General features: G+C 59.7%; 6 protein-coding genes. 5 read left to right on the top strand and 1 reads right to left on the bottom strand.

The genetic code is table 11. The features are described 5' to 3' along the window. Positions 1-365: 365 nt before the first annotated feature. Both I8N66_RS35015 and I8N66_RS35020 read left to right on the top strand, forming a co-directional pair. Complete coding sequence (locus I8N66_RS35015; RefSeq protein ID WP_057249612.1) at positions 366-575, top strand: dodecin; 210 nt, start codon at positions 366-368, stop codon at positions 573-575. Between the two features lie 166 nt (positions 576-741). Further along, positions 742-1,362, top strand: a complete 621-nt coding sequence (locus tag I8N66_RS35020) for a pentapeptide repeat-containing protein (RefSeq protein WP_291164434.1) — start codon at positions 742-744, stop codon at positions 1,360-1,362. A 66-nt stretch (positions 1,363-1,428) separates the two neighbouring features. Here the strand turns inward: I8N66_RS35020 and I8N66_RS35025 are convergent, their stop codons facing one another. Beyond that, positions 1,429-1,635: a hypothetical protein gene (locus I8N66_RS35025; RefSeq protein WP_113537269.1), complete on the bottom strand. Its 207-nt coding sequence runs from the start codon at positions 1,633-1,635 to the stop codon at positions 1,429-1,431. A 1,076-nt stretch (positions 1,636-2,711) separates the two neighbouring features. On the opposite strand from I8N66_RS35025, the gene I8N66_RS35030 reads away from it, so the two are divergent. From I8N66_RS35030 to I8N66_RS35040, 3 genes are all read left to right on the top strand, one after another. After that, a complete protein-coding gene (locus I8N66_RS35030; protein ID WP_291164438.1) occupies positions 2,712-3,473 on the top strand; it encodes a diguanylate cyclase in 762 nt (253 codons plus the stop codon). Between the two features lie 446 nt (positions 3,474-3,919). Further along, complete coding sequence (locus tag I8N66_RS35035; protein ID WP_291164444.1) at positions 3,920-5,281, top strand: TolC family outer membrane protein; 1,362 nt, start codon at positions 3,920-3,922, stop codon at positions 5,279-5,281. 138 nt (positions 5,282-5,419) lie between these two features. Then, positions 5,420-7,082, top strand: a 1,663-nt coding sequence (locus I8N66_RS35040) for an ABC transporter transmembrane domain-containing protein (protein WP_291164441.1), incomplete at its 3' end; no start/stop codon positions are given.

The raw sequence follows: 7,082 nt of genomic DNA on the forward strand, positions 1-7,082 counted from the left end.
GGCTGGAAGCGTGACTGTCCCTCGATCATCATCGCCATCTCAATGATCCGTTCTCCCAGCGGGCGTGGCCTCTTTCATGCCACCTCCTGATCTGAGCTTGCTGCGATAAAGCACCCGGAATCATTCCCGATTTGAGAATGATATCTCGATGTCATTCTCCTGGGCGCCAAACGTCAAGCGATAAGCGAGGTTGGGATGGGTAGGGCAGAGGACGAAACGGCGGTGGCTGCTCCACGATTGATAGATGGCCGCCGCAAGCATGCGTTCCCAGCGGCGAAAGATTTTCCACCTCGCTGCGGAGGTGCTGTTTTCGTGATTTGGTTGTAGGCTTGTCGGTAGCTTCCAGAGGCAACCGGGAGGGTGTCATGAGTGACCATGTCTACAAGAAGGTAGAACTTGTCGGCAGTTCGAAGTCTTCCGTCACAGAGGCGATCGAAACGGCGATCGCGCGGGCTTCGAAAACCATGCGAAATCTCGAATGGTTCGAGGTCGATCAGATTCGGGGCCACATCAAGGATGGCGAAGTGGCACACTACCAGGTGGTCATGAAGGTCGGGTTCCGAATTGACGACTGACGCGGGATCTGGCTGATCCCCGGCGTTTGTGCCGTGCCATCGACCCTCAAACTTGGATAGGCTATGGCACTCGCTTAGAGCGAGTTCGCTGCCGGCGTCCTGACGTCAGGCAATCGAGCAGGTTGACGAAGCGGCGGGCGCTCACGCCGAGCGCTATGGATGGATGATGGCTGAACGACGATATGGCGAAGCGCCACCGAAGACCGAAATCACCATTGCCGGCGCGGATTGGTATGGCCGGCAGATCGATCGCGAGCGTCACCAGAACACCCTGTTCACCGATCTCGACCTGACCGAGGCACAGACGGTTGGCGTCGTCTTCCACGAATGCACCTTCCGGCGCGCGAGCTTCAATGCCTCGTCGCATCAGGCGAGCGCGTTCGTGAACTGTACCTTCGTGTCCTGCAAATTCTTCGACAGCCGTTTCACCGAGTGCAAGTTCGTCGGCAGCATGTTCGATGCCTGCGATTTCGATCAAATGCAGGTCTCGGGCGGCGACTGGTCCTTCGTCGGCTTGCCCGGTGCCGCTCTCGGCCGCGCGTCCTTCAAGGACACCCGCCTGCGGGAAGCGGACCTGACAGGCGCCTCCTGCAAAAGCGGCTCGCTGCGGGATGTCGCTCTCTCCGGCGCCTGGCTACACGGTGTCGACTTCACGGCCTGTGACCTCAGGGGCAGCGACCTCAGTGCGATCGACCCGGAAAATGTCCAACTCAAGGATGCGATCATCACGATCGACCAGACCATCACCATCGCCGAGGCACTCGGCCTCGACGTACGGCGGAAATGACGCTCTTGAGAAGCGGAGCTGACGCACCGTCTTCCTCGGGTGCCCAGGGGCTCCGAGAAGATCAGATCACTCGGCTGTAAGGCCGTCGAAAACCTCGAGCATGGCTTCGCTGATGGCTTTGCCGAGCGCGGCTGCAGTTTCGGCGAGCGTCTCTTCATCCATGTCGCGAGCGGCCATGGCAAAGGCAGCGCCTTCGGCCGTGACGATTTCCTGGGCACGCTGGATGGCCCAAAGTGCAAAGTCGCTACGGCCGCTGATTTCGACGGTTTCCATGATGTCTCCTGCTAGGTTTGAGCCTGTGGCATATCGCCAATTTGGTAAACATAGAAGACGCGCACCGAGTGCTGGTTCGGAAGGATCCACATGCGTGTTAGCCCGCTCTGCTTCTTCCGGATGAAACCGCCACTAAACAAACCCCAATCCCGCTTCAAACGCTGCGCCCGCAAGCGCGTCTGCACGACCGGCGGAAATATGCCTACGTTATTCTTGGAAGACCTACCCAAATTGAGTAGTTCGACATCCGTTTGATTCGTTGCCTTCGGCGGCAGCCGCTGTCACGTTGATCGCTCGTGAATGGCCACCGGATGGGCGGTATCCCGTGATGCTCGCCGGATTCATTGCCGGTCACTTACTGCATTGCTTGCAGAGACATTCTCAGCCTGTCGTGAACTACGGGACGGAGGAGGAGCCGCCCCGTTTTCACTTATGGCGAAACGCATTGAAGGCCCGCGACCGTGGACGAGGCCACCTCGCGTTGCAGCGCCGCGCGGACTACTTTCCTGTAGTTTGGGGAATGTAAACGACGGCGCGATCCCCACCGTCCGAATAGGCGCCGCCGACAGCGAGATAGGCGGTTATGGCCAGAGCTGAAAGAAGCATGATTCCGACCGGCAGTCCGGTTGATGCCCTTTGTTCCGGCCAACGCTCCCTGTCGTACATCTTTGGATCCTTTCGTGGCGCTAAAGCTTCGGGCGGAGCCGCCCGGCGGAATAGGAACGCCGAAAGGCGGGGAGGGTTCCCGACCCTCTTGCAATTGTCCGGGTGAGCCCCCTCTAGACACACTATGCCGGTTGACCCGACGCCCCGCTCCGGGCAGCGTTTCTGCGCGTGAGCCCCCACTTTGATACGGTGACATCCGGCATCGAATCGCATCTCTTCGCCGCTGGCGCTTGGAGGCCCATCGATGCCTGCAGGATGGGCCAACAACCGACTGTCGGCGAGCCGGACATCCCGTTTTGGAGCATTTTTCTTGGAAAGCTCCGTACTGCATAAAGTTGTAGGTACCCTGGAAATGGAATATCCATAAACTCGCGCTAGACCGATCGTCATTGGTGAATCGGGAGCGGTGCATGCGTAGGGAAGTACAGTTCAACGGTCAGAGGGACTGGCGAATCGCGCGATATGTCATTGCCGGCATTGTTGCTTTTGCCGTATTCGCGCAGGTTTTGGTTTATCTCAGCCTGGTCGCTCTCGTCGATCGACCCTATGCGGCCGCCATGGTTGGCGCCGCGCTGATCTCCCTGCTGATGGGCGTACCGCTGATCGTCCTCGCAGCGACACAGTTTCGTCGGGCTCAGCGCCTGCGCAACCAGATCAACCATGTCGTTGCCCACGATGCGACGACCGGCTGCGTAACCGGCCGCGGGCTGGTGCAACAGGTCAACGGCCTCGAACGTCGCCGGCAACGCGCTGGCGAAGAGCTTCACGGAGCGCTCATCCATCTGAGACTCAACAACCTCGATGATGTTGGCGCCGCTTTCGGGCCGGCCTGGAGCGAAGAGCTGCTCCAGTTCGTCGCCTCCACGATCAGCACGTCGGTGCGCCGCGATGACATCGTTGCACGTACCGGCCCGGCGAGCTTCGATGTTCTCCTGATCGGGGCGAGCGAGTCGGACGCTGAACAGGTTTCTATCCGCCTGACGAAGGCATTGGCTTCGGCACACTTCTCTGCCGACGGCAGCAAGGTCGATCTGGCGCTCAGCGTTGGCGGTGCATTGTTTGACGGCAGCGTTGACCTTGAGCGGTTGCGCCGCGCAGCAGCATCCGAAACGGTGATGGTTGCCAGCGAGGGAACCCAGGGCGTCGACTTCGTCCGGCTGCCTTCCGCCTGAATCACCGGGTGTAGGGGTCGACTTGGGAGATGGGCGAGCTTTGCTCGCACCGGCTGAAGAGGCGGCAGCTAGTTCGCGCTGGCGTTGAGTCTACGGCAACGTTGCAGTAATCCGAGGTGCCTAACGGCCTTGATGCGCTGCGTGTGATTTATTTTATTTCAATGGGTTAACGGAATGTCTTGCGGCGGCTCGGATGTTCCATTTTTGCAACATAGCCGTGCGAAAGGCCCGAGCACCGCTGGACCACCCCAAAATTGGTGGCCGCTTTATATTACCTCTGTATTATCTATCGGTAAATTTCGGCAGTTGTAACGTACGCTCGGATTAGCCAGCATGACGTACTGATTGCGAGGGGGATAATATTGAAAGTGGGGAAAACTTTTAAGGGTGGGCTTTTTTCCATTCTGCTCGCGTCGACCGTATTTGCAGGTGGCGCCGCCGAAGCGATGACGCTTAGGGAAGCGCTTCAGGTCGCAATGGAATCGAACCCGGAGATCGGCCAGTCGATCGAAAACCGCGAGGCTGTCGAGTTCGAGCTACGTCAAGCGCGTGGTCTATACTTGCCGAGCGTAGATATGGAAGCTTCGACGGGTGTGCAGCATCTTGAAGATGAAAGCCGCCGGCTTGGCTCCATCGAAAACGATCCACTTTATCCTTCCGATGTCGGTCTGACGATTACGCAGAAGCTGTTCGACGGCGGTGGCCGACGCGCCGAGCTGGAGCGTCAGGCTGCTCGTGTTGACAGCGCCTCCTTCCGCGTCCTTGAGCGGTCCGAGACGATTGGCCTGCAGATCGTCCGCGAATACTTCGAGTACATTCTCCAGCAGCAGATCGTTGCTGAAGCGCGCAAGAACGTCGGCGTGCACCAGTCGATCCTGTCGGACATCAGCTCGCTGATTTCAGGCGGCGCGCTGACCGATGCCGATCGCCAGCAGGCGAGCGAGCGCCTTTTGTCGGCTAAGGCCCGTCTGCAGGAAGCTGAGGAAGCGCTTGAAACCGTCAAGATCAGCTTCAACCGCCTGGTCGGCCAGCCGCTGACGAAACCGTCGATGCCGAAGTCGGTTGCCGGCGTCCTGCCGAAGACGCTCGAGACGGCGATCGGTATTGCCCGCGGCAACAACCCGCGCATCAAGGCTGCCGATTCCGACATCAGCGTTGCCGACTCGCAGGTCAAGGCTGCGCGCTCGAACATGCTTCCGGAAGTCTTCGCGGAAGGGCGCGTGCGCACGGGCAACGATATCGGCGGCGAGACCGGCAACAGCTGGGATGCGCAGGCGCGGATCGTCGCCAAGTGGAACCTCTATCGTGGCGGTATCGATATTGCCAACGAGCAGGAGCAGATGCGCCGTGCAAGCGAACAGCGGCTGGTCTTCCACCAGGCCCATCGCGAGGTCGAGGAAGCCGTCCGCATTTCCTGGGAACGCCGCAACAGCCAGTACGAGATCTCTCGCACGCTGAACGCGCAGGCCCAGATGAACGTTCAGCTCGTCGAGTCCTATCGCGAACAGCTCAAGGTCGGACAGCGTTCGCTGCTTGACGTGCTCGGCGCGCAGAATTCGCGTTTCAACGTCAGCGTTCTCGCGAAAACCTCGCAGTACGCCGCCCTGTTCGCCGAGTATCGCCTCCTTGCAGCGACCGGCCAGCTCCTGTCGACGATGCAGATTAAAGCGCCGGCCCAGTCTGAAGCCTATGCCCGCAACGAGTTCAATGTTCCAGCTACGCCGCCCACGGAAACCTATCGCCGTGTCCCGTCGCGTCAGACGAACGACTTGCCGCTCGACTTGTTGGCGCCGATTCGGCAGAAATAATTGTCCTCGGCAGGGTGGACACAATCGGTGGTAGTGCAAAGCATTGACAGGCATGTGCAGATTGGCCCGTCTCTGACGGGCTTTTCCGAGGCGTTCAAGGAGATCTGTATCTTCTTGAATCGCCCCTCGTCGGACAGCGTGCTGTATTCTGACGTGCCTTTCGACCCTCGGTCGCCGAGCGCCGAAGATGTCTCTCGTATCGCAGAGCGGGTTGGCCTGGAAACGGAAGCCGTTTCCGGGCGCGCGATCGGCAATCGTGATTTCGTGTACCCGTTGCTGCTCGTCTTTCGCGACGGCAGCGCCATGGCGCTTCTGGAAGAGGCGCCGGACGGCACTTTGAACCTTTCGAACAGGGCCGCCGCACCTGGAGAAGCGGCGGTGAAACTGTCGGAGCTGCAGCTCGGCGGCCTTGCCTATGCGATGTCCTTCTCGGCCACCTATCTCAATACGGCGTCCGGCCGCGGCGTCGGCGAGGCGCGCAACATTGACCGTCGGCATTGGCTGACAGCGACGGTGAAGCCTTTCTGGCAAGCCTATGTGCAAGTAGCGATCGCGGCCTTTTTCATCAACGTGCTGGCGCTGGCGGCGCCACTCTTCACGATGAATGTCTATGACCGGATTCTTCCCAACAAGGCGATTGCCACGCTCTGGGTCCTGGCACTCGGTATCAGCACCGCCATCCTGTTCGACTTCCTGCTGAAGACAGTTCGTGCCGCGCTGATAGACTTTGCCGGACGGAAGGCCGACTTGAAGCTTTCCTACATGCTGTTCGAGAAGATCCTGCATGCGACGATGGCATCGCGGCCACCGTCTACGGGCGAATACGCCAACAGGGCGATGCAGTATGAATTCGTTCGCGAGTTCTTCACATCGAATACGCTCAGCACCCTCATCGACAGCCTTTTCGTCTTCGTTTTCATCGCGGCCGTCTATGCGGTTGCGGGCTGGATCGCGCTCATTCCGGCAATCGCATTCCTTTTGAGCCTCGTGATCGGCTATGTCGCGCAGTATAAGATCGGAAACCGGGTCGCCGCGGCATCGAACGAATCTGCCCAGCGCCAAGCGCTGCTGGTAGAGACGATCAGCGCGATCGAGACGGTAAAGACGCTGCATTCGGAAAAGCAGCTTTTGCGTCGCTGGAACGAGCTGGCCAAGCACTCCTCCAACACGTCCGAGCAGATCAAGGAAATCTCTTCCTGGGCCTCGCACGCGACGCAGTTCGTGCAGCAATTGGTGACGGTCTGCATTGTCGTCGCCGGCGCCTACGAGTTCACCGAAGGCAAGATCTCCTCGGGCGCGATCATCGCGGCCAGCATGCTTGCCGGCCGCGCCGTCGCGCCACTCGGGCAAATCGCGATGACGCTTGCGCGGCTGCGGCAGGCGATATTGGCGCTGCGCATTTTGAATGCCGTGATGGAGCAGCCGGAGGACCGGCCGGACACCATCGGTTTCGTCAACCGCGAAATCCGTAACGGCAGCATCACGTTCACCAATCTCGACTTTGCCTATCCGGGGACCGACTACAAAGTGGTCAGCGGCATGAACGTGACGATAAAGGCCGGCGAACGTGTTGGCATCATCGGGCGCATAGGTTCGGGCAAGACCACGCTCGGCCGGCTTCTCGCAGGTCTCTATGCGCCCGGTGCCGGCCGTATTTTGCTCGACGGCGTGGATATCCGGCAGTTGCATCCCTCCGTCGTCCGCTCGGCGGTCTCCTTCGTGTCGCAGAATTCGGATCTGTTTTCCGGCACGATCAAGGAAAACCTGCTGATGGCGAAACAAACCGACAGCGATGAGGAAG

Source organism: Ensifer sp. SSB1 (assembly GCF_016652895.1).
Classification (GTDB): domain Bacteria; phylum Pseudomonadota; class Alphaproteobacteria; order Rhizobiales; family Rhizobiaceae; genus Ensifer.

Excerpts from the sequence above, each read along its gene's own strand:
- I8N66_RS35015 (WP_057249612.1), top strand. The coding sequence starts at position 366 with ATGAGTGACCATGTCTACAAGAAGGTAGAACTTGTCGGCAGTTCGAAG.
- I8N66_RS35030 (WP_291164438.1), top strand. The coding sequence starts at position 2,712 with ATGCGTAGGGAAGTACAGTTCAACGGTCAGAGGGACTGGCGAATCGCG.
- I8N66_RS35020 (WP_291164434.1), top strand. The coding sequence starts at position 742 with ATGGCTGAACGACGATATGGCGAAGCGCCACCGAAGACCGAAATCACC.
- I8N66_RS35025 (WP_113537269.1), bottom strand. The coding sequence starts at position 1,635 with ATGGAAACCGTCGAAATCAGCGGCCGTAGCGACTTTGCACTTTGGGCC.
- I8N66_RS35035 (WP_291164444.1), top strand. The coding sequence starts at position 3,920 with ATGACGCTTAGGGAAGCGCTTCAGGTCGCAATGGAATCGAACCCGGAG.